This is a genomic window from Spirosoma sp. SC4-14 (assembly GCF_037201965.1).
Lineage (GTDB): Bacteria > Bacteroidota > Bacteroidia > Cytophagales > Spirosomataceae > Spirosoma.
In genome coordinates this window covers 7,327,259-7,348,293 of record NZ_CP147518.1, presented here as the reverse complement: position 1 = coordinate 7,348,293, position 21,035 = coordinate 7,327,259, and the positions used below count along the sequence as shown (strand labels likewise).

20 protein-coding genes are annotated in these 21,035 nt (G+C 48.8%); 13 read left to right on the top strand and 7 right to left on the bottom strand.

What is annotated here, in order from left to right:
• Nucleotides 1-1,008: a histidine kinase gene (locus tag WBJ53_RS30345; RefSeq protein WP_338873364.1), complete on the top strand. Its 1,008-nt coding sequence runs from the start codon at nucleotides 1-3 to the stop codon at nucleotides 1,006-1,008.
• Nucleotides 1,005-1,760 carry a LytTR family DNA-binding domain-containing protein gene (locus WBJ53_RS30340; RefSeq protein ID WP_338873362.1) on the top strand — a complete coding sequence of 252 codons (756 nt, stop codon included), beginning with the start codon at nucleotides 1,005-1,007 and terminating at the stop codon, nucleotides 1,758-1,760. Before WBJ53_RS30345 ends, WBJ53_RS30340 begins: the two co-directional genes overlap by 4 nt.
• 17 nt (nucleotides 1,761-1,777) lie before the next feature.
• Here the strand turns inward: WBJ53_RS30340 and WBJ53_RS30335 are convergent, their stop codons facing one another.
• The 5 genes from WBJ53_RS30335 to WBJ53_RS30315 all read right to left on the bottom strand — a co-directional run bounded on the left by WBJ53_RS30335 (nucleotide 1,778) and on the right by WBJ53_RS30315 (nucleotide 6,843).
• A complete protein-coding gene (locus tag WBJ53_RS30335; RefSeq protein ID WP_338873360.1) occupies nucleotides 1,778-2,584 on the bottom strand; it encodes an AraC family transcriptional regulator in 807 nt (268 codons plus the stop codon).
• A gap of 104 nt (nucleotides 2,585-2,688) precedes the next feature.
• Nucleotides 2,689-3,720: an SDR family NAD(P)-dependent oxidoreductase gene (locus WBJ53_RS30330; RefSeq protein WP_338873358.1), complete on the bottom strand. Its 1,032-nt coding sequence runs from the start codon at nucleotides 3,718-3,720 to the stop codon at nucleotides 2,689-2,691.
• Nucleotides 3,721-3,848: 128 nt separating this feature from the next.
• On the bottom strand, nucleotides 3,849-5,177 hold the full coding sequence (locus WBJ53_RS30325) for a ferric reductase-like transmembrane domain-containing protein (protein ID WP_338873356.1): 1,329 nt from the start codon (nucleotides 5,175-5,177) through the stop codon (nucleotides 3,849-3,851).
• A gap of 21 nt (nucleotides 5,178-5,198) precedes the next feature.
• The gene (locus WBJ53_RS30320) at nucleotides 5,199-6,176 is read right to left on the bottom strand and encodes a zinc-binding alcohol dehydrogenase family protein (protein ID WP_338873354.1); all 978 of its coding nucleotides are present in this window, start codon (nucleotides 6,174-6,176) and stop codon (nucleotides 5,199-5,201) included.
• Between the two features lie 88 nt (nucleotides 6,177-6,264).
• Nucleotides 6,265-6,843, bottom strand: a complete 579-nt coding sequence (locus tag WBJ53_RS30315; RefSeq protein ID WP_338873352.1) for a Crp/Fnr family transcriptional regulator — start codon at nucleotides 6,841-6,843, stop codon at nucleotides 6,265-6,267.
• A gap of 213 nt (nucleotides 6,844-7,056) precedes the next feature.
• Here WBJ53_RS30315 and WBJ53_RS30310 point away from each other — a divergent pair, with 213 nt between their 5' ends.
• The 9 genes from WBJ53_RS30310 to WBJ53_RS30270 all read left to right on the top strand — a co-directional run bounded on the left by WBJ53_RS30310 (nucleotide 7,057) and on the right by WBJ53_RS30270 (nucleotide 15,637).
• Nucleotides 7,057-7,455: a DUF2147 domain-containing protein gene (locus WBJ53_RS30310; RefSeq protein ID WP_338873350.1), complete on the top strand. Its 399-nt coding sequence runs from the start codon at nucleotides 7,057-7,059 to the stop codon at nucleotides 7,453-7,455.
• Nucleotides 7,452-8,780: a TolC family protein gene (locus tag WBJ53_RS30305; RefSeq protein ID WP_338873348.1), complete on the top strand. Its 1,329-nt coding sequence runs from the start codon at nucleotides 7,452-7,454 to the stop codon at nucleotides 8,778-8,780. The genes WBJ53_RS30310 and WBJ53_RS30305 overlap by 4 nt, the downstream gene beginning before the upstream one ends.
• 7 nt (nucleotides 8,781-8,787) lie before the next feature.
• Nucleotides 8,788-9,888: an HlyD family efflux transporter periplasmic adaptor subunit gene (locus WBJ53_RS30300; RefSeq protein WP_338873346.1), complete on the top strand. Its 1,101-nt coding sequence runs from the start codon at nucleotides 8,788-8,790 to the stop codon at nucleotides 9,886-9,888.
• Between the two features lies 1 nt (nucleotide 9,889).
• Nucleotides 9,890-11,134, top strand: a complete 1,245-nt coding sequence (locus WBJ53_RS30295) for an FtsX-like permease family protein (protein ID WP_338873344.1) — start codon at nucleotides 9,890-9,892, stop codon at nucleotides 11,132-11,134.
• A 79-nt stretch (nucleotides 11,135-11,213) separates the two neighbouring features.
• Nucleotides 11,214-11,906 (top strand): ABC transporter ATP-binding protein, encoded by a 693-nt coding sequence (locus WBJ53_RS30290; protein ID WP_338873342.1) that lies wholly within the window; start codon nucleotides 11,214-11,216, stop codon nucleotides 11,904-11,906.
• 18 nt (nucleotides 11,907-11,924) lie between these two features.
• Nucleotides 11,925-12,416 (top strand): DUF6515 family protein, encoded by a 492-nt coding sequence (locus WBJ53_RS30285; RefSeq protein WP_338873340.1) that lies wholly within the window; start codon nucleotides 11,925-11,927, stop codon nucleotides 12,414-12,416.
• Nucleotides 12,417-12,483: 67 nt separating this feature from the next.
• Nucleotides 12,484-13,377, top strand: a complete 894-nt coding sequence (locus WBJ53_RS30280; protein WP_338873338.1) for a TonB-dependent receptor — start codon at nucleotides 12,484-12,486, stop codon at nucleotides 13,375-13,377.
• A gap of 65 nt (nucleotides 13,378-13,442) precedes the next feature.
• Nucleotides 13,443-14,807 carry a TonB-dependent receptor gene (locus WBJ53_RS30275; protein ID WP_338873336.1) on the top strand — a complete coding sequence of 455 codons (1,365 nt, stop codon included), beginning with the start codon at nucleotides 13,443-13,445 and terminating at the stop codon, nucleotides 14,805-14,807.
• 17 nt (nucleotides 14,808-14,824) lie between these two features.
• A complete protein-coding gene (locus WBJ53_RS30270) occupies nucleotides 14,825-15,637 on the top strand; it encodes a DUF4249 domain-containing protein (RefSeq protein ID WP_338873334.1) in 813 nt (270 codons plus the stop codon).
• Nucleotide 15,638: 1 nt separating this feature from the next.
• Here the strand turns inward: WBJ53_RS30270 and WBJ53_RS30265 are convergent, their stop codons facing one another.
• On the bottom strand, nucleotides 15,639-16,118 hold the full coding sequence (locus WBJ53_RS30265; protein WP_338873332.1) for a group II truncated hemoglobin: 480 nt from the start codon (nucleotides 16,116-16,118) through the stop codon (nucleotides 15,639-15,641).
• A 178-nt stretch (nucleotides 16,119-16,296) separates the two neighbouring features.
• Between WBJ53_RS30265 and WBJ53_RS30260 the strand changes: the two genes are divergently transcribed.
• Nucleotides 16,297-17,940, top strand: coding sequence for an amidohydrolase family protein (locus WBJ53_RS30260; RefSeq protein WP_338873330.1), 1,644 nt, complete (start codon nucleotides 16,297-16,299; stop codon nucleotides 17,938-17,940).
• Between the two features lie 70 nt (nucleotides 17,941-18,010).
• On the opposite strand, the gene WBJ53_RS30255 is transcribed toward WBJ53_RS30260, so the two are convergent.
• Nucleotides 18,011-18,913, bottom strand: coding sequence for a Nif3-like dinuclear metal center hexameric protein (locus WBJ53_RS30255; protein ID WP_338873328.1), 903 nt, complete (start codon nucleotides 18,911-18,913; stop codon nucleotides 18,011-18,013).
• Nucleotides 18,914-19,083: 170 nt separating this feature from the next.
• Between WBJ53_RS30255 and WBJ53_RS30250 the strand changes: the two genes are divergently transcribed.
• A complete protein-coding gene (locus WBJ53_RS30250) occupies nucleotides 19,084-20,979 on the top strand; it encodes a YgiQ family radical SAM protein (RefSeq protein ID WP_338873326.1) in 1,896 nt (631 codons plus the stop codon).
• The last annotated feature ends 56 nt before the right edge of the window (nucleotides 20,980-21,035 follow it).

The window sequence follows — 21,035 nt, the reverse complement described above, 5'->3', positions numbered from 1 at the left end:
ATGGATCGTTATCATCTCAAAATAGGCTTCTATCTTACATTAGCGCTGGCCGTTCTGGCGTCGCTGCCGAGGGTTATACGCTTAGGGAATAGCGATCTGGACGCCTTTCTGGAGGCTGTCGTATATACGTTCGTATTTGAACTTTGTAGCTGGTTGCTTCATCAGTATTTTCTCAATAACCACTGGTTAAGCCCCTTCTTTAGACCCCGCTGGACTATTGGTATTGTGAGTGTAGGGATAACCGTTTTCGTTTATTTATCGATTGAGCAACTGAGTAATGCACTCTTTAGATACAGTATTATCTGGGATTCGGTAGCTCCCATACGGCGGTACATCTGGTTAATCATGCGGGGTACCCTGCTATCGTCGTTCCTGTTTTTTGTGGCGTACTATCTGCAGCAGAACGAAGAATCGCAGGTGGCAAAGCTGGAAAATGAACGATTAAAACAAGAGAATCTGAAAGCTACGCTCGACGTGCTCAAGCAACAGATTAGCCCCCATTTTCTGTTCAATTCGCTCAATACACTAAAAAGTATGAGCCACGAAGAACCCGTTAGAGCGTTTACGATTCAACTCGCTAATGTGTATCGCTATTTGTTGAGTTATACCAATACCGATGTGATTTCGGTTAAAGACGAACTGGCTTTTGCCGAATCATATCTGTCGATCCAGAAAGCGCGTTTTGGCGATGGCCTGCGGTGCCATATTAAAATAGCAGCCACGCTTTATGATCAACATATTCTGCCGTTTGTGCTTCAGCTATTGATCGAAAATGCGATTAAGCATAATACGGCTACACTGGCCAGACCATTGATTATTAACATTGTAAACGATGGCAATGTCATTGTCATAACCAATAATCGGCAGCCTAAGCACCTGGCCGAGCCGTCGCCAGGACTGGGGCTGAAAAATATTCAATTGCGATATGATATGATTGCGCATCAGAAAATCGACATCATTGCCAACGAATCGACCTGGACCGTGAAAGTTCCTTTGCTGAATCCATGAACGTAGTTGTAATAGAAGATGAGCTGCTGGCAGCTAAGGAGCTTTGTAATTTGCTGGCCAGCCTACGTCCCAACTGGACTGTGGTGGCCACGCTTCAGTCGATTGATGAAACCGTGGTCTGGCTGGCGCAACATCCGGCACCCGATCTTATTTTCTCGGATATTCAACTGGCCGACGGGCTGAGTTTTCAGGTATTTTCGACGGTCGATGTTACTTGTCCGGTCATTTTTTGCACCGCTTTCGACCAATATGCTATCCGGGCTTTCGAAGCTAATGGCATCGACTACCTGCTTAAACCCATTGAACTGAACCGGCTGGCGCTGGCCATCAAAAAATACGAGAATCTGATTGCCAGCAACACTCCTGCTTTACCTACGTTTCAACGGCTACTCGAACAACTTAGCCGACCTGCTTCTCCAACCTCATTGCTGGTATATCACCGCGACTCGATTACACCACTGAGCGTGTCCGGCATATTGTTTGTTCACTACGAAGAGGGAGTCGTTTCGGCAACAACCGTAACGGGACAGCGCTATGTGCTCTCCCAAACGCTCGACGAACTGGAAAAACTTCTGTCGCCACACTTGTTCTTTCGGGCCAATCGGCAATTTATCATTCATCGTCAGAGCGTACAGAAAGGCGAACGTTATTTTGGCCGTAAGCTCATCGTGAAGCTTACCATACCTACCACTGAGCCGGTTATTATCAGCAAAGCAAAAGTGAGTGAGTTCCTGAACTGGCTACAGCAATAGGTGGTGAGCCTGTAATGCTAATCGAAGGTCTGGGTTGGAGCGTAGCCAAAGCGTTTTTTGAAGGCATATCCGAAATGAGAGAGGTTTTCAAAGCCAACTTCCAGATAAACATCAGACGGTTTCCGGTTCTTTTCTCTGATCTGATAATGGGCAAGCTCCAGTCGTTTTTCGGTGAGCCATTTTTGAGGAGTAGCCTGAAATGTTCTTTTAAAATCGCGTTTGAACGTACTCAGACTGCGGCCCGTCAGATAACCGAATTTGGCAAGCGGCAGGTTATACATATAGTGTTGCTCCATAAAATCGGCAAGGCTTTTCCGGCCGGGCTCACCAAAATAGGCTAACAACGGATCTACACCCGGATCAATCGTTCGAAGAATTGTTATAGCCTCTTCTATTTTTATGGAAGCAAGCATTTCCGGTAACGATTCGTTGAGGTCAAAATAGGGAACCAGAGAAGCAAGGCAGCTTTTCAGCAGCGGGTGCTGGCCAAATGTGCGAAACACTGGCGGTTCAACCTGCTTGACATCAACCCGGTTTTTTGTGTAGAAATCGGTTAATCGTTTCTCTGTCAGGTGCATCACCACTGATTGGTGCGGTAAATTGCCTTCAGGATAGTTGATGACAGTAACCAACTGATGGCGTGGAAACAGCAGGGTGTCTCCCGCTCCAAACCAGTATATCCGGTCGCCCTGAATAATCTTGGTTGTTCCCGAAATAAACCAGACCAGCAAATGCTGTTCAAACAGCACATCGGCTTTATAAAACTTATCGTTGAAGCGGGATAGTTTAAGGTCGGGATGTATATAGTGTGTCTGATACCCCATTTTCTATTAAGATTGCAACGAGAAACCTGATCGCTGTATGAATGAAAAGTTAGAATCTAAAACTCTAACTTAACGATAAAGAGCAGGTTCTGTATGTTTTCCTGTTAGTCTGCTACAAACGTTACATCTGTTAGCTCCTCGCTCAGCGACCATAATCGTTTCGCGCTGTCAGCATCGACCGAATAAGGCTTTACCCCTCGCAGGCTAAGCGGGTCATCGTAGCGATGCTCAATGTTTCCCAGGTCTAATTCGGCCACATCGCAGTTTTCACAATATACACCACCCAGGTCGGCTAACCGCAGGTTAGTGGCGCACCAAACGGTTGTAGCCGCTCCCTGCGAAATCGTTTTTAGTGTTTTGGCAACATCGGGAAGCAGATTGCCGTCGGCATCGTGCGTGCCCAGTTGCCGGAACAAATCCATTGGAGCAACTCGCCCCAGGTCGGTCCCATTAACTGAGCCAGGATGTACTGAAAAGGCGCGAATACCAACGTGTTTACCCCGATGGTCGAGTTCTACCGCAAACAAATTGTTGGCGGTTTTCGACTGGCCATAACCCAGTAAAGTTTCATAAGGCCGGTACCTGAAGTTGGGATCGTCAAAATCAAACGAAGCCATCTGGTGGCCAAACGAAGATACATTGACTACCCGTGCATTACCTGCTTTTTTTAGAGCGGGCCAAAGCCTGGCCGTAAGCTGAAAATGTCCCAGGTGGTTCGTTACTAATTGCGATTCATAGCCTCTGGCATCTCGTTGGAGCGGAACCCACATGATGCCTGCATTATTGACCAGAATGTCCAGTTTTTTATGAATACTCAGGAATTTTTTGGCAAAGGCGTCAATAGAAGCTGGCGCCATCAGATCCATTGCTTCAATGGTTACGTTGGGAATACCTTCGAGGTTTTTGAACGCTTTATGAATGTCGCGGGCCGGCACGACCACCGTAGCTCCGGCCGCAACAACCGTTTTTACCGTTTCGAGGCCAATGCCTGCATACCCGCCGGTTACAAGGATGGTTTTTCCCGTCAGGTCGATGCCCTGAATAACGTCGGTAGTGGTAGAGCTAGCCGTAAAACCTGACTTGATGGGTTTTTGTAGTTTGCCGTTGTAGTTGTCTACTGTTGCTGTTTGTTCCATTGTTGATTGCTAATTTGTTGGAACAAAGGTAGATGGAGCGGTTTTTTTAGGTTTTGTTTTAAAGACCAAATTTGTTTGTTTTTCGGGCCACCAATTGAAGGACTTGCCGTATTTAAGCAAAGGCTGGCTTAGCGCATCGTGAAGCTGTCGTAATGGAACTGACGTTTATCGAAACCATAATCTGCCAGTCCGTTAAGCAGGCATTGGGCAAAAGTGGGTGGACCACAAAACCAGATACTTGTTTGGTTAAGATTACCAACCGTCTGTCGAAGGATTTCTGCTGTTAGATACTCTTTTTGGGTAGAGTTGAGGTGGTAGAAATGTATACCATTTTGCTGGCATAACGCTTCCAGCGACTCAGGAAACAGCGTTGACTTATCGCTTCGGGTCGAATACCAGAAGTGAATGGGTTGCTGGCTACCGCCCTGACTGGCCAGATAATCGAGCCGGGCCATAAAAGGCGTAATGCCAATGCCACCCGCAATCCAGATTTGCTGCGTGCCCGGGGCATCGAATCTAAACTCGCCATAGGGACCTTCTATCGTAACGGGTTGCCCTATCTGTAGCTGATTGGTTAAAGACTCTGTGAAGTCGCCCAGCGATTTAATTGAAAAGCGCAGCTTATGCGGGTCGTTGTCCCATGAGGCAATCGTAAAAGGGTGTGGCTCCGTATCGTGTAGAAAACGTAAAAACGCATATTGGCCGGGCTCATAAAAAAAAGGATTCGGGGCCGTTGTTAACCATAAGTCGAGGATTCCATGCTCGTGCTGGTCGATCTGTATAATCGTTGCGATGCGTTTCCGGGCAGTGCCAATGCGCTGGAACAAGCCAGTTAATGCAGCTATAAGGCCAGTTGTAAGCAGAGCCAGAAGCAGATAACCTGCTGGCGAGGATAGCCAGTGTTCTTTGAGTTGCGCGGTCGCACCATGATATGCTGCCAGCAGAAACAGAACCGGAAAAATTTTGTGCGATTTGCGGAAAACACGGTAGGGGATTTTCCGGCACAAAGCTATTCCGACCAGGATAAGCGAGCCATAAAAAGCAAGCTGAGCCAGCGCAACCCCACTCTGAAAAAGCTTAATTTCCAGTTCAGAAAACCCACTGCCATCTGATAAGTCGCCGGGATTGGGAATGAACCCCCATTCGACGAGCCATTGGGGTCCTAGTTCGTCCAGCCAGTGCAACATAAGCAACAGCGTAGCGACAATACCCGCCCACTTATGCACTACATAGGCTTTGTCCAGACCCCGCATCCGCTGATTTACCCACGGAATACGCACCGAAATGACCATCGACAGCACCATGAGCGACATGGCCGATACGCCTGTCAGGTACACAAACTGCTCCCGGAATTCCCAGATTGTAGGATTCTGTATTATATGTTGGGGACCGGGCGACAGGGCAAAAATGATTATCGCAACCACCAGTGCCCCGGTGATTCCTTGTGTCGGTTTCATGAAAATGGAGGGAAGGAATGGCTAGTTCATGGTAACGACCAGCCTTTTGCCACTGGGTATGGCTGCGGTATAGATAGATTCAATATCGGCCAGTGGAACAGTAACCGTCTGAATGGTAAGTTGACCCGCAGCGGCAAGTTGAAACATTTCTGGCAAGATTTCCTGAAACAGCCTACCTACATCCTGCCGGGGCCAGCTACCCAAACCCGAGCCGGAAAGTTGAAGATCGACGCTCCGCAAAATCGCTGCCGATAGCTGAATCGTATCACCTGCCATGCTGCCTACCGACACAAAACGAATGGGATGCGTAAAGGCTCCTCTGCCTTTTAGCGCTGTTAATAGTAATTCGGCCGAATGCCCCCACAAATAGTCGACGATTACATCGATGGGTGTGCTGGTATGCAATGCACGAAGTTGACCCATGAAATCGTTGTCGGTTTGATCGACCGAAATCACTTCATCGGCACCCATGGCCAGCAAAGCCTGTAGCGATTCCGGATTGCGTCCCGTAGCAATCACTTTTTTGGCACCATAGTGTTTGGCTATCTGCACTGCCACCCGGCCTGTAAAACCTGTTGCTCCATTAATCAGTACCGTTTCGCCCGGTTGCATACCTGCCCTAACGCGCAGGCCCATAGCAGAACCCATAACGGCATTTGGCAGAGCTGCCGCTGTTGCATTGTCCAGCGAATCGGGTATAGGCACTGTAAAGTCGTTTCGGACTACAGCCTCTTCGGCACCCATACCGTTTTCGCTTATCGCATAAACCCGCCTGCCATCGGCCAGCAGCCCTACACCATCACTGCCCACAATGGTGAGTAAATCAGCCGTATTGCTATCCGAAGAATAATGGATGCCACTTGCCCGGCTTCGGTCAATGTTTTTAATCGCAGCTGCTTTAACGGTTATCAATAGGTCGTCGTGGCGGGCAACAACAGGATTGGGTACTTCGGCATAACGGGGGGTGCTTTCGTTAGGATAGAGGACAGCAGCTTTCATGTTGTCTTACTGGTTAGTTATTGATGAGACAAAAGTAGGTAGCTGCTCTGCCGTTGAACGATAACATTTGTTATCAAATTAGGCGCAGTTATGCTTTCTGCCGGACGAGTTTGGCCTTAATTCGGCTCAGATGCACGCTGCTTATGCCCAGATAGGAAGCAATGTAGTGTTGAGGTACACGCTGAACAATGTAAGGTCGTTGGGTTAACAGGTTCAGATAGCGTTCCTGGGGCGTATCCCGAATGAATGAAAAACAGTGTTCCATATAATTCAGTGTACGCTCAAAGAGGGTATCCAGAAGTTGATTCCGCATTTCGGGGATTTCATTCACTTCTTCAAGGATTTTATCGAGATCTGGTTTGTCGATCCACCACAGTGTGCAGGGTTCAATGGTTTCAATGGAAACGGGGCTGGGAATATTCTTTTTAAAACTCTCAATGGAAGATACCGTACTATTCTCGAAAAAGAACTGAAAGGTTATATCCTCGCCTTTTTTGTCGAACCATACGCGCAGGCATCCTTTTTCAATCAGATAAGCTTTGCGGGAGATGTCGCCTTCCCTCAGCAGAATTGTTCGGGCCGGAACCTGAATTCGGTTGAAATGACGAATGTAGTCGTCCCATTTTTCCTGCGATAATGGGAAGTTAGCTCTGAACTTTTCCAGCATAGACGATTGGCTGGCAAAGCCAGCGGTTTAGCGATAGAACAAACTGTTGATCGGTACTGCCTGCACAGACCACTATGCAGGCAAAAACAATAATATAAGTCAGGATACGAGATGGCTGTCCGTTTCAGCTGCGCTTTTGCCCGTTTCATATCGATTCTGACAATAGCGGCCTTTGCTATCGGCTAGGTTTGCGCAACAGTAACACAGAAAACAATGAAACGCAATACTGTTCTAATGGCGCTGCTGACTCTTTTGCTAATCGTTTGGGGTGGGCATGCAATAGCTCAGACTACGTTGACGCCCGATGCGATTCTTGGTATCTACGAAAACGAAACGGGTGAGCGTCAGATGGAAATTTTCAGGCAGAACAATCAGTATTTCGGCAAACTAATTTCGGATAAATCCGATTCTGAGAGGCCGTTGAAACCCGGTACCATTGTGCTGAAAGCGTTTACGTTTGCCAAAAACGAGTGGGTGAATGGCACTGTTTACACACCAAAGCAGGGTCGTGATTTTAAAGCAACTCTTACCATGGTCGACTCGCAAACGCTCCGTATCAATGCCCGATATGGGCTTATGTCACGCAGTAAAGACTGGAAACGGGTCAAATGAAAACACGACGTATTAGGCGCTGCTGGCTGATTTTACTGAGTGTTTCGGTTTCGGCAACAGCCCAGAAGCTAACCGTTCATTCGCTGGACGAAGCCTGGCAGTATGCTAATCAGCATAATTCGGCCATTGCTACTGCCCGCTCAAATGGACAGATTGCTCAGAAAGGTGTTCAGAATGCCTACGGCCATCTATTGCCTACGATAGCCGTAACGGGCGGGTTTACGGATAATCTGACGCTACAGCCGACGCTTGTACCGGCCAGTTTGTTTGGCGGATCACCGAATGTGTTCAACGAGGTAGTGTTTGGTAAGCAGTTTTTGTACAATGCTATGCTATCGGCGCAGCTCGACTTGCTCAATCTACCCCGCTGGAATCAGATTAAAGCAGCGAAAATTGAGCAGGAACTGGCACTGGTGCAGCAGCAGAAAACCAAAGCCAATGCATATGCTACATTGTCGGATGCCTATTATGCCGTGTTGTGGTGGAACGAGGTTGCAGTACTAACCGAGCAGAACGACCAGGCAGCCGATCGTATCTGGCAGATTGCCCAAAATCGGTTTCGCGAAGGAACAATCAGCGAAGTAAGCCTGAATACGGCTCAGATTAATCGGGAGAAAACCCGGCTCTCGCTCGAAACGGCCCGCTATAATCAGGAGCAGGCCGAAGAACAGTTGAAAGCCTTTCTGGAACTACCGGCCGACAGCAAGTTAGCCTTAACCGAAACCCTGACTAAGAAGGTATTAATGGTGAGCGATTCCAGCGACTTTACGACGCATCCGGATGTGTTGCTGGCTCAGGCGCAGGTACGTAAAGCGAACCAGTCGCTCAAAACAGCGCAGAGTGCTTTTTCGCCTACGTTGAGCGCTCTTTATCAGGGAAATATACAATTGGCTGCCAACTCGTTTCTGTCGTTCGAAAACGCCAGCCATTTGCCTCAGCAATATATTGGCCTTCGACTGAACATCCCTATTCTGGCCGGTACCGACCGAAAATACCAGACCGACGTAGCGCATTTGAATCTGCTCAACAGTCAGCAACAATATACCGCTATTCAGCATCAGATACAGCATCAGGACCAGCGTATGTTACAGGGCTATGCATCGGCTCTGAATACCGTACAGAAGTCGCAGCGGATAATGGAACTCTATGCTCAGAACGACCTGCACGCTCAGCGTCGGCTGGCAGAAGGGATCATTCCTCTCGACGAAAGGCTCCGGGCTTTCTCCGACTGGATCGGCTATCAGAACGAATATGTACAGCACCTGCTCGATTATTTGAATCAGCGCGTACAGCTTACAATCAGACAACGAACGTTTAACGAGTAAAACTACTATGAGATGCTATCAGTCTGTCTGTTGGGTGCTATTGCTCCTGATTGGCAGTTGCAACAGAAATCAGAAAAAAGAAGTCGTTACGCCCACGCTGGCGCCTATCCGCGAAGCCATTTTTGCAAACGGTCATCTGGAAGCGCAAACACAGGTGGTGCTGGCGGCTTATACCGACGGGTATGTAAACGAACTACTGGTCGAAGAGGACGATATTGTGTCGGGAGGGCAGATACTGGTGACCGAAGATCATGATCAGGCTTCCATTCAGGAGCAGAATGCGCTCGAAAACCTACGCTATGCCCAGAAAAATGCCGCAGATAGTGGGCCACCACTGTTGCAACTGGAAGCACAGCGGCAAACGGCTCAACAGAAACTACAGACCGATAAAACGAATCTGGATCGGCTGGAACGGCTGCTGCAAACCAACTCGGTGGCGAAGGTCGATGTGGAGAATGCCCGTTTGGCGTATGAAACTTCGCTGAATTCGTTGCGCCAGATTGAGCAATCGATTGTGTCGACCCAGCGGAGTCTGGATCAGGCCGTAGCCAACAACCGCAGTCAGTATGAAATTGCTAAATCGAATGTGCAGTACGATAAGCTGGTGGCTCCGGCCGGGTCGTATCGGGTGCTGAAAACCTATAAAAAACCAGGCGAACTCGTTCGGCGGGGTGAGCCGCTGGTAGCGTTGGGCAGTACATCGGGATTTGTCATTAAACTGAGTGTCGATGAAAACAGTATTGCCCGTATCCAGAAAGGACAGTCTGTGCTGGTGCAACTCAATACCCGGAAAGACTCAACGTATAAAGCCACCGTTCAGGCGATTAGCCCGCTTTTCGATGAGTCGACGCAGGCCTATCCAGTCGATGCCGTTTTTGTGAATCCACCCGCCGGACTGATTGCAGGAACGCCTTTGCAGGCGAACATCATTGTGGCCGAAAAAGACCGGGCATTACTGATTCCGAAAGCCTGCCTGAGCCCCGATTCGAAAGTGATTCGGGCCGAGCAGGGCGATACAATTGCAGTAAAAACAGGAATTGTTTCGACCGATTGGGTTGACGTGTTGAGTGGGTTGAAACCGGGTGAGCAAATTCTGAAAGCGTTTTAAGATGCATCTGGATATAAACACCGATATCGCGTTTACGTACCTGACGGCCCGACCTAAACAGACGGCGGTGGCGGCCATTGGGGTTATGTTCGGCATTTCGATGTACATCTTCATGAACTCGTTGATTACGGGAACAAACGATTACTTCGAAAAAGTAACCCTGAGTACTACTCCGCACCTGCGCCTGTATGCCGAAAACCCAATGGCTACGACGGCTATGCTGGATCGTTTTTTTGGTACGAAGCGGATCAATCTGCTGAGTAATCCACAACTGGTTCCGGGCGACAACCGGATTTATAATCCCGATGCGCTGATAATCAGTCTGAAACACGATAAACTGGTGTCGGCCGTATCGCCACAGGTGAATGTAAACGTAGTGTATTCGGTCGGAAGCTTTCAGGAAAACGGCAACGTGGCTGGGGTGTCAATTCTGGAACAGGATCGGATGTTCGATATTACGTCGACGATGTTGGCTGGTAACGTTGAGGAACTGGCCAATAATCCGAATGGCATTATCATCGGTGCCGAACTGGCCAAAACACTAAGTCTTCGAAAAGGCGATAATCTGCTGCTGAGTTCATCGCAGGGCGTGGCGCGCCAACTGGAGGTAGTGGGTATTTTTAAGACAACCATCAAGACAATCGATAAAGCTAAAACATATGTCAACGTGCCTGTCGCGCAGCAACTCCTTCGGCAGAATCGAAGCTACATCACCGACATCTACATCAATCTGCACAATTACGCACAGGCTGAAGACGTAAGCCAGCTTTTTGCGCAGCGAACAGGCTATACGGTCGAAAGCTGGCAGGCCGCCAATGAGCAGTCGCTGGCAGCCCGGATGATTCGGGATGTAATTGCCAATGCGGTGGTGATTACCATTCTGATCGTAGCCGGTTTCGGGATTTATAACATTCTGACGATGAGTATCTATGAGAAGATCAAAGAGATCGCTATTCTGAAAGCAACCGGTTTCGATGGGGCCGATGTTGTCGGGATTTTTATCCGGCAGGCTATCATTATTGGGTTGCTTGGAGGCCTATTGGGTGCAACAGTAGGTTGGGGGTTGTCACTACTGGCTTCCAGATACTACATCGGTATGGGCAATATAACCTACCTGCCCATGTCGTTTCACCTGCGGCATTATGTGCAGGGGTTTCTATTCGGTGTTGTCACCTCCTTTTTCGCAGGCTATATCCCCGCCCGAAAAGCCGCCAACGTCGATCCGGTCAGCATTATCAGGGGATAGGTCTTAAATGATGAATTATGAATGATAAATGCCTACTGGCGTATCGCCTATAATTCATCATTCATAATTCATCATTGACATGAGTGTCATTCTCACCGCCCAACACATCAACAAGTACTTCTACACGCCCGACAAATTTCAGGTATTGAACGAGGTTAGTATTTCGGTACAGAAAGGGGAATTTGTGTCGATTATCGGTAAGTCGGGGAGTGGTAAATCGACCATGCTCTATATCCTGTCCACAATGGATACCGACTACGAAGGTCAGTTGTGCCTGAACGGCCAATTGGTTACGGGGCAGTCGCAGCAGACGCTGGCGCATTTCCGCAACGAGCATCTGGGTTTCGTGTTTCAGTTTCACTACCTGCTTCCCGATTTCTCCTGCCTGAAAAACGTCATGATTCCGGCTCTGAGGCTGGGTAAGTACTCATTCGCCGAAATCGAGCAGCGAGCCTATGAGAAATTGACCTTACTCGGCCTGAAAGAGCAGGCACTAAAACCCGCTTCGCAACTGTCGGGTGGGCAACAGCAACGGGTTGCTATTGCCCGTGCACTCATCAACGATCCAATGATTATTATGGGCGATGAGCCAACGGGCAATCTGGATTCGCGCAATACGGCCGTTGTGTTCGATATGTTTCGGCAGTTGACCAAAGATTACGGGCAGACCATCATAACCGTAACCCACGACAACGATTTTGCCGCCAAATCAGACCGGATCATTGAAATGCAGGACGGGAAAGTCATTGCCGGGCCTATACAAGGTCATTAAGTTAAGCAAGCTATAACTATGAAAAAAAAGCAGGAAGTATTTATTGGATTCGTTATCCTATTGGCACTTAATGTTGGCATTTCATCTGCTTCATTCGCGCAGGCAGTAGTACGGGTTGCCCCTCGCAACACAACTGTTGTGGTTCATCGGGGTGTTTCGTATCGCTATGATGGTAGGGTATATTATCGACCGCATCGTCGGGGCTATGTTGTCGTAACGCCACCTGTTGGGTTGCAGGTACGTATGTTGCCCGCAGGCTACACTAGTGTGGTTGTTGGCGGCCGACCATACTTTTATTTTGGAGGAGTGTATTACATCCAACGTCAACCCAGTGTCTATGAGGTTGTGGAAATACCTAAAGATGCCTTTTTGACAACACTCCCCACAGGTACCGAAACGGTTATGATTAGCGGCAAACGCTACTACAAAATCAATAATACGTATTACGAAAAACTGATATCCGAAAACGGAGAAGAACGCTATGTGGTTGCGGGTGAGAGGATTCCGTGAGCTGACCGATTTGTCAACAGTCTTCTATTCATACAACTGGTTTTGGCCGGGTATCAATCATAAACTAATGAACAAACGATTTCTTACGATTATTTTCTACATGCTGGTGCAGGTTGTTATGGCACAGTCTAAATTCACCATTAGCGGCACGGTAAAAGATGCCAAATCGGGCGAGTTGATGATCGGTGCTACGATTCGTGTGCGCGAACTGCCATCAGTTGGTACGGTCAGCAACGAATATGGATTTTATTCGCTTACACTGCCGCAGGGGCAATATACATTACAAACCTCACTGCTGGGCTTTGCCGATCAGGCCATTCCTGTGAATCTGACCGCCAATCAAAGGCTCGATCTGGTGCTGGCCGAATCGACACAAACGCTTCAGGAAGTGGTAGTTAAAACAACGGCGGCTAATGATAACGTTTCGAATCCGACGATGGGTGTCGAAAAACTAGCCGTAAAAGACATCAAAAACATTCCGGTGCTGATGGGTGAACGCGACCCATTGAAGGTGTTGCAGTTGCTACCGGGCATCAAATCGGCGGGCGAAGGCAACAGTGGCTTCAACGTTCGGGGTGGCAACAGCGACCAGAACCTGATTCTGCTCGACGAAGCACCCGTTTATAATGCCTCGCATCTACTGGGTTTTTTCTCGACCTTCAATGCCGATGCCATTAAAGACCTGGCCATCTACAAGGGCGGGATGCCTGCCCAATACGGTGGCCGATTGTCGTCGGTGCTGGATGTGAAAATGAATGACGGCAATAATCAGGATTTTCATGCCAGTGGTGGCATTGGCCTGATTTCGAGTCGGCTGGCATTGGAGGGTCCCATTCAGAAAGATAAAAGCTCGTTTCTGCTGACGGGCCGCCGGACCTATGCCGATGCGTTTCTGAAACTGTCTAACAATTCAGCATCAATCAGAACACGCTTTATTTCTACGATGTCAATGCCAAACTAAACTATACGATTTCTGACAAAGACCGGGTCTATCTGTCGGGTTATTTCGGGCGCGACAAGTTTGGGTTGGGCGATCTGTTTGCCATCGACTGGGGCAATGCAACCGGTACGCTTCGCTGGAATCACCTCTATAATAACAAACTCTTTGGTAATACGTCGCTGATTTACAGTCAGTATGATTATCAGGTTGAGGTAGCCAATGGCAGCAATCAGTTCAGCCTCAAATCGTCGATTAACGACATTAATCTCAAGCAGGAGTTTAGCTATTTCCCGAATCCGAAAAACGCCATGCGCTTCGGTGTCAACGTGATTCATCACAGCATCACGCCCCGCACTCGCACGGCCACCGGTGAGAATTCGAGTATCAACAACACCCACGACCCTGATCGTAGGTCGTACGAAAGCGCGATTTACGTTACCAACAAATGGCAGCCAGTGGAGAAATTTACTGTTGAATACGGAATACGCCTGACGTCGTTTGCCGTAATGGGCGGCAGTAATTACTATACGCTGGATGCCAGTCAGAACATTGTCGATACGTTGAAATACGCCAAAAATCAGGTTGTTCAACACTATTTTAATGCCGAACCCCGACTATCGATGGCCTATGTGATCCGGCCCGATATGTCGATAAAAGCGTCGTATACGCGCAATGTCCAGAATCTGCACCTGCTGTCGACATCCAACGCATCGACGCCCAACGATCGCTGGATTCAAAGCAGCAATATTGTTCGGCCCGAACTTGCCGATCAGGTCGCGTTAGGCTTTTTCAAAAATCTATACGACAACGCCTACGAGTTCAGTACGGAAATCTATTACAAAGCCATGCAAAACCAGATCGACTATAAAAACGGTGCCGATTTTACGTATAGCGACAATCTGGAAACGCAGTTGCTCTTTGGCAAAGGACGAGCCTACGGGGCCGAATTTTTATTCCGTAAGAAAACCGGCCTGCTTACCGGTTGGATTGGTTACACCCTGTCGCGCACCGAAAAGCAGATTAAGGGTATCAACAACAACTCGTGGTACCCGGCCAAACAGGACCGCACACACGATGTTTCGGTGGTGGGCATCTATAAACTGTCGCCCAAATGGACATTGTCGGGAACCTGGGTCTACAATACGGGTAATGCGGTTAGTTTCCCGACGGGTAAATACCGCATCGACGGCACCGTATTTTTCAACTATACTGAACGCAACGGCTACCGAATGCCCGCCTATCACCGGCTCGATCTGGGCGCTACAGTGCAGTTCAAAAAACGACGAAACTTTGAGGCTGATCTGGCTTTTGGGCTTTACAATGCCTACGGACGGGCGAATCCATATGCAATCAACTTCGAGCAAAGCACCGACGATCCATCGGTCACGGAAGTGCAGCGCGTCACGCTATTCAAATATGTGCCCTACGTAACCTATAACTTCAAATTCTGATGGTAAACAGAAAACCGATGAATATCCGTCGCGGTACTTATTCTCGTATTCACTCAATTGCTCATTCACTCATTATACTGTTCGGTCTCACCTCCTGCATCGATACAATTCAGCTAGACCTGAAGGATGTTGGTGATCAGATCGTTATTGAAGGAAAACTGACTGATGACTCAACCGGTAACGAAATTCTGGTGACGAAAGCGGTTGACTTTCAATTGAAAAATGACTTTCCGCCTGTTACCGACGCCACCGTTACCGTGCGTGACGAAACGACAAACCAAACCGAAGTTCTCACCCAAACCTATCCGGGGGTATACAGCATTCAGCAGTTAAAAGGCATCTCGGAACATCAGTACACATTGACGGTTCAGGCCGACGGCAACACCTACACGGCTACCTCAACCATGCCTGCCAGGGTGAATTTCGATCAATTAACCTACGAATCGGTAAAACGGCTGAAAACAGTAACGCAAATGGTGGCTGTTTATCAGGACCCGGCTAGTGTAGATAATTACTACCGATGGGTCCTGGTTGCCAATCGATTGCAGTCCAACAATGTGTTTGTTCGGTCCGATGTTGCCACGAATGGGAATCTGGTCCGGCAAACGATTGTCGATGATGTTGAGATCAACCCCGGCGACACCATTACGGTCGATATGCAGTGTTTGTCAAAAACTTCGTACGATTACTTCAATGGGTTGATGAAATTGCAGGGCAATAACATCAATCAGGGTGCATCGCCTACTAACCCACAAACCAATTTGTCGGGTGGCGCATTGGGCCATTTCAGCGCCTATACATCGCAGAAACGGACGGTAGTAGTTCAGTAAGTTATGATGGCTGATAAGGCCCACCCGGAACGCCCCAACCCCATTTGGGCATGGGTTCGCCCGGCTGAACAGGATTTTCGGCACTGGTTGAGTTCAGTACGGCAATTCGGCTTCCCCATTCCAGATACCCGACCAGCGCCGACCGAAATTCGGGATCGTCGGGTACGCCCAGCTCATCGGCACTTTCCAGCAGCAGAGCCATCCAGCGTTTGCGCATGGGTTCGGTCAGGTGCTTGCCTACATGGTGCGACACCATATCGGCATGGCTACCCTGGTCGGTTTGGGTGTAGGTAGGTGGGCCACCAAATACTTCGCCAATGAAATGGGCTACATGCCGGGTATGTTCAGCCGACATATGCCGAAAGACAGGCTCCAGCAGTTCATCCTGGAAAACCTTACCATAAAACAGGGCGGTTAGCTGCTCCAGACGCTCATTGCCACCAGCCCATTCGTATAATGTTGGAATTGATTTCTGCTCCATATACTCATAGTCGGATTTAAGAAGAAAATAGTGTAGGCTGAAGCAATTTATACGAAAAATAATTCTGATTGAGCTTATAGATGCTTTCTTATTGGCCAATCGATTAGCGCATTAAGCACTGTCTTCGTATTTTTAGGCAATCTGCCAACGTGCTGCTCGTCAATCAACAACTACGCCGATGTTTACGTCCTCTGGTCGCCCGTTATGTATAATTGGAAACGTAGTTGATGCTCAGGGGCAAGAATCGCTCAAGTCAATTCTGGTTCGAAACGGTCGAATCGTTGAGATCCAGAACGGTAAGGGGCCTTTCGATTTGCCCGATTTGATTTTGCTGGAACTAGCTGACGAGGAAGTTGTTTTTCCAGGGCTAATCAATTTACACGTTCATTCGGAATACAACGTATTTCCGATCTGGCGGAGTCCGGCCGTCTGGAGCAACCGGTTTCAGTGGCGAAACAACGATCAGTATATTCGGGATATAAAAAATTTCAAGGAATACATCGATGCGGGCTGGAAGCAGGAATCGTTCGAGTTCATCGAATCGGTGCTTCGGGCGCCAGCCGCCGACAATTGGCCCCCCTTAACCAAAGCCGAACGCGCTACGGCCATGCGTGAGGTTCTGAAACTACATGGTATTGTTACAGAGCTACAGGCAGTGGCTGGTGGCACTACACTTGTTCAGCAAACAATCAGGCTGGAAGACGACGGCAAGCTGCCCAACTTTATTATCCGCGACACCACTGATCCGGGCGAATTGGGCATTCCGCAAACGCAGAAAGTGTTTTCAGTAGTCGATTTCGTACGGCCGGCCCCCAATTTCGATGTGCCCTCGGCACCTGCGCAGGCTAATGCTGATACGAGCAACTGGCCCATGATGCACCATCCTGGTCTTGCCGATTTCCTGAATTCGGTTCAGGAAGGAAACAGTCGCTATTATGCCTGTATTGCCCATATTGCCGAGGGCCGCTCGGGCTACCTTCAGCAGGGGAATCCCGATGGATTTAGTCGCCGGGAATTTAAAGAGTTTCGGCGGGCACTTTCGCAACTTAGCAATGCCCGGTTTATTAAAACGGCGAACCTGACACTGACTCATGCCTGCGGATTGGATTATTCGGACCAGGACACGCTCGATTTCCTGCGCGATAACCACATCAGCGTGGTTTGGTCACCAGTGTCGAATCTGATTTTATATCGTGATACGATTCCTGTTAAAACCTTACTGGATCATGGCATCAACGTTTGTCTGGGGTCAGACTGGGCTCCGAGTGGCAGCAAGCATGTTTGGGACGAATTCAAGTTTGCCCGTCATTTTTGTGATGCCTTATCCTTATCGATTCCTGATGCCGACTTACTGGCCATGATGACACAGAATCCGGCCAATGCATTAGGGAGTCTGAAAACGGGGGCTATCCGACCGGGCTACAATGCCGATTTTTTTATTCTACAGAAACAATCGGCAAAGCAGCCAGCCCTGACCGCTTTGCATACGCAGGACGACCGTTCGGTGCGTTGTACTATCGTGAACGGCCGGATTGTGTATGGCGATAACGAGTTATTTGATCGTACACTATCCGTCGATTATCAGCGAATTCCTCCCAGCGAAGGGCAGGTAGCAACCCAGAAAGTTGTCAGTATCAACTCGAATTTGCATTTTGATCTGATAAAGGCGTTAAGTCAGGTTGACTTGCTGATGCATCGATATACGAACACGATTGTGAATCAGCCCTGGCTTCAGCGAACCCGCATGCTGTCGGCCGATGATTTTGTTTATCAGCACTATATCAAACAACTGAAAACAGATTTTGCAGAGTTAATTCGGTAGGCTTGGATACTGTGAAACCACGACGTACACAACTTTTTGCTCTCGACGTCTTCTTTGTGACTACTTAATTTCATTCATAACTAAACGGGTTGCCCGATGGAATATAGCTGACCTTTACACCGGGAACCTTCGGCTTTAGCCACGAAACCAGCCATTCCATACCAGCGGCTTCGCTCATGATATGCCCCAGCACAACCAGTGAAATCATTTGGCCCTGCTGACGCGCATCCCGGATATATTCAGGAGTTTCCCATTCGCTGGCTTCTCCCAGAAGCACAACATCGGGTTTGGTTTTTTCGATGGCCATAATCTGATTTCGACCACCCGCAGCGCCCGGCAACAGCAAAACACGCTGACATTTCTGCGAAATATCGCCTACCAGCCGTAACTGCTTAATACCCAATTTTTGCTTAGCATGGGCAATAATCTGACCTACGGTTGTTGTTGGCAGAAGCAACACCTGTGGGTTTTCGGGATCTACATTCTTCTCCCAACCCAGTGCCGACAACATCCCGGCCCGAATGCCATCGGGCCGATGCGAATGCCAGTAGTCGTGGAACCGCCAGACGGCAATATTATTTTGGGTCAGTAAGTCGTGTTTATGTTTAAAGACAGGATCGTTGCTAAGCCAGTCGGTTTCGTCAAGGTGGTTGTAGAATGTTGGTTCATGAGCGATGATGAAGTTGGCCCCGGCAGCAATGGTTTTTTCGATCACTTCCACGGTCGTAAACATGGTCGACACAATGCCCGTAACGGTCTGCGAAGGACTGCCCGATTTTAGGGTATCGACGGTTTTTGGAAATGGAGCGCCCGGAATCGTTTTCAAGATCAGGTCCATCACCTGACCAACGGTAAATGTGGCTGTGGTTCGCGCATTGGCTTGAGTTAAAAAAGGCGTATTGATCAGGAACGACGTGCCAACGGCTTTGGTAACGGTTGTTAGAAACTGACGGCGTCCGGGAGCGTTCTTCATGGTTGTTTTCGGTTTAGAAGAGACGATAATACGCAATTTCGGTGAAAAGTGCTCGTCCGCGATTGTATCGCGGACGAGCAGCGGAGCAGTGGATATAATCGCCAACGAGCCGTTTCGATTGAATCATTTCCCTTGTTCGGTGGTTTTCAGAAAGATTAGCTCACGTATTTATGCTCGAAAGACCCCTTACCGATTGGTTGCCTCTGACGAAACAGGAAGTTGAGAAAAGAGGCTGGGATGAAGTGGATATTGTGCTGGTGTCGGGGGACGCCTATGTTGACCATCCGGCTTTCGGAACGGCCGTTATTGGTCGGATCATGGAGAGCGAAGGCTTTCGCGTAGCCATTATTGCCCAACCCAACTGGAAAGACGATCTGCGCGATTTTAAAAAATATGGTCGCCCAAAATATTTCTTTGGGGTAACGGCTGGTTGTATGGATTCGATGGTGAATCACTATACGGCCAACAAACGCCTACGCTCCAACGATTCGTACACGCCCGGTGGCGAAGCGGGTTTCCGACCCGACTACGCGACTATTGTGTACTCCAATATCCTGAAAACGCTGTATCCTGATGTCCCGGTGCTGCTCGGTGGTATCGAAGCGTCGCTACGTCGGGTAACCCACTACGATTACTGGCAGGATAAGCTGATGCCGTCGATCCTGGTCGATTCGGGTGCCGATATGCTGGTATATGGTATGGGCGAACAACCGCTGCGTGAAATTCTGAAACTGGTTCGAAAAAATGTACCGTTTTCGTCCATGCGGAACATCAATCAGGTGGCGTTCATGCACGATGCCAGTACCGAACTCCGCGATTATAACAATTGGAATACGGTTGCGCTGGCGAGCCATGAAGAGTGCCTGACCGATAAAATCAAATACGCAGCCAACTTTAAGATTGTCGAAGTTGAGTCCAATAAGTGGCAGGCTAACCGGATTACGCAGAAAGTTGGCGATCAGGTATTAGTGATCAATCCACCGTTCAAAACGATGGACGAGACTGAAATCGACAAGTCGTTCGACCTGCCCTATACCCGAATGCCCCACCCGAAATACAAAAAACGGGGACCAATTCCGGCCTACGACATGATCAAGTTTTCGGTCAATATGCACCGGGGTTGTTTTGGCGGCTGTAGTTTCTGCACCATTTCGGCTCACCAGGGCAAGTTTATTGCCTCGCGCAGTGAAAAGTCGGTGCTGAAAGAAGTAGACGAAATTACAAAGCACCCAGAATTTAAGGGGTATATTTCGGATTTGGGTGGCCCGTCGGCCAATATGTATAAGATGAAGGGTAAAGACGAGTCGATCTGCGCCCGGTGCCAGAGCCCAAGCTGCATTCATCCGGTTATTTGCTCGAACCTCGATACCTCGCACAAACCATTAACAGAGTTATACCGCAAGGTCGATGCGAATCCGAAAATCAAGAAAGCGTTTGTGGGTTCGGGGGTGCGATACGATTTGCTGGTCGATGATTTCAACAAAAACAACGAAGACGGCAACCACGACGAATACATGGAGCAACTGACCACGCGCCACGTATCGGGCCGGTTGAAAGTGGCCCCTGAGCATACCGCCGACGATACGTTGCGGATTATGCGGAAACCGTCGTTCAAGTACTTCAAACTGTTCAAGAAAAAATACGACCAGATTCAGGAGAAGCACAACCTCAAGCAACCCCTGATTCCGTACTTCATTTCGTCGCACCCTGGCTGTGAAGAACAGGATATGGCCAATCTGGCGGCCGAAACCAAAGACATGGGTTTCCAGCTCGAACAGGTGCAGGATTTTACGCCAACACCCATGACCGTGGCCGAAGTTATTTATTACTCCGGCGTGCATCCGTATACGCTGAAGCCGGTCAAAACGGCCAAAACGCGGGACGAAAAGCAGGCACAAAACCGCTATTTCTTCTGGTATAAACCCGAATACAAAGACTGGATTCGGAACCGCCTGAACAAACTCAATCGTCCCGACCTGGCCGATAAACTGTTGGGTAGTCCGAAAAAAGAAAAAACCGGTAAGCCATCGTTTAACCGCAATTTTTCGAGTAAGAAAAAGCGGTAGAACGATTTTCGAGTCCGCTCGTTCACATTGCTGGCTCATCCGCGATGTAATCGCAG

What these genes read in the sequence shown, in the direction of transcription:
- WBJ53_RS30345 (WP_338873364.1), top strand. Translation starts at nt 1, where the DNA reads ATGGATCGTTATCATCTCAAAATAGGCTTCTATCTTACATTAGCGCTG.
- WBJ53_RS30340 (WP_338873362.1), top strand. Translation starts at nt 1,005, where the DNA reads ATGAACGTAGTTGTAATAGAAGATGAGCTGCTGGCAGCTAAGGAGCTT.
- WBJ53_RS30335 (WP_338873360.1), bottom strand. Translation starts at nt 2,584, where the DNA reads ATGGGGTATCAGACACACTATATACATCCCGACCTTAAACTATCCCGC.
- WBJ53_RS30330 (WP_338873358.1), bottom strand. Translation starts at nt 3,720, where the DNA reads ATGGAACAAACAGCAACAGTAGACAACTACAACGGCAAACTACAAAAA.
- WBJ53_RS30325 (WP_338873356.1), bottom strand. Translation starts at nt 5,177, where the DNA reads ATGAAACCGACACAAGGAATCACCGGGGCACTGGTGGTTGCGATAATC.
- WBJ53_RS30320 (WP_338873354.1), bottom strand. Translation starts at nt 6,176, where the DNA reads ATGAAAGCTGCTGTCCTCTATCCTAACGAAAGCACCCCCCGTTATGCC.
- WBJ53_RS30315 (WP_338873352.1), bottom strand. Translation starts at nt 6,843, where the DNA reads ATGCTGGAAAAGTTCAGAGCTAACTTCCCATTATCGCAGGAAAAATGG.
- WBJ53_RS30310 (WP_338873350.1), top strand. Translation starts at nt 7,057, where the DNA reads ATGAAACGCAATACTGTTCTAATGGCGCTGCTGACTCTTTTGCTAATC.
- WBJ53_RS30305 (WP_338873348.1), top strand. Translation starts at nt 7,452, where the DNA reads ATGAAAACACGACGTATTAGGCGCTGCTGGCTGATTTTACTGAGTGTT.
- WBJ53_RS30300 (WP_338873346.1), top strand. Translation starts at nt 8,788, where the DNA reads ATGAGATGCTATCAGTCTGTCTGTTGGGTGCTATTGCTCCTGATTGGC.
- WBJ53_RS30295 (WP_338873344.1), top strand. Translation starts at nt 9,890, where the DNA reads ATGCATCTGGATATAAACACCGATATCGCGTTTACGTACCTGACGGCC.
- WBJ53_RS30290 (WP_338873342.1), top strand. Translation starts at nt 11,214, where the DNA reads ATGAGTGTCATTCTCACCGCCCAACACATCAACAAGTACTTCTACACG.
- WBJ53_RS30285 (WP_338873340.1), top strand. Translation starts at nt 11,925, where the DNA reads ATGAAAAAAAAGCAGGAAGTATTTATTGGATTCGTTATCCTATTGGCA.
- WBJ53_RS30280 (WP_338873338.1), top strand. Translation starts at nt 12,484, where the DNA reads ATGAACAAACGATTTCTTACGATTATTTTCTACATGCTGGTGCAGGTT.
- WBJ53_RS30270 (WP_338873334.1), top strand. Translation starts at nt 14,825, where the DNA reads ATGAATATCCGTCGCGGTACTTATTCTCGTATTCACTCAATTGCTCAT.
- WBJ53_RS30265 (WP_338873332.1), bottom strand. Translation starts at nt 16,118, where the DNA reads ATGGAGCAGAAATCAATTCCAACATTATACGAATGGGCTGGTGGCAAT.
- WBJ53_RS30260 (WP_338873330.1), top strand. Translation starts at nt 16,297, where the DNA reads ATGTTTACGTCCTCTGGTCGCCCGTTATGTATAATTGGAAACGTAGTT.
- WBJ53_RS30255 (WP_338873328.1), bottom strand. Translation starts at nt 18,913, where the DNA reads ATGAAGAACGCTCCCGGACGCCGTCAGTTTCTAACAACCGTTACCAAA.
- WBJ53_RS30250 (WP_338873326.1), top strand. Translation starts at nt 19,084, where the DNA reads ATGCTCGAAAGACCCCTTACCGATTGGTTGCCTCTGACGAAACAGGAA.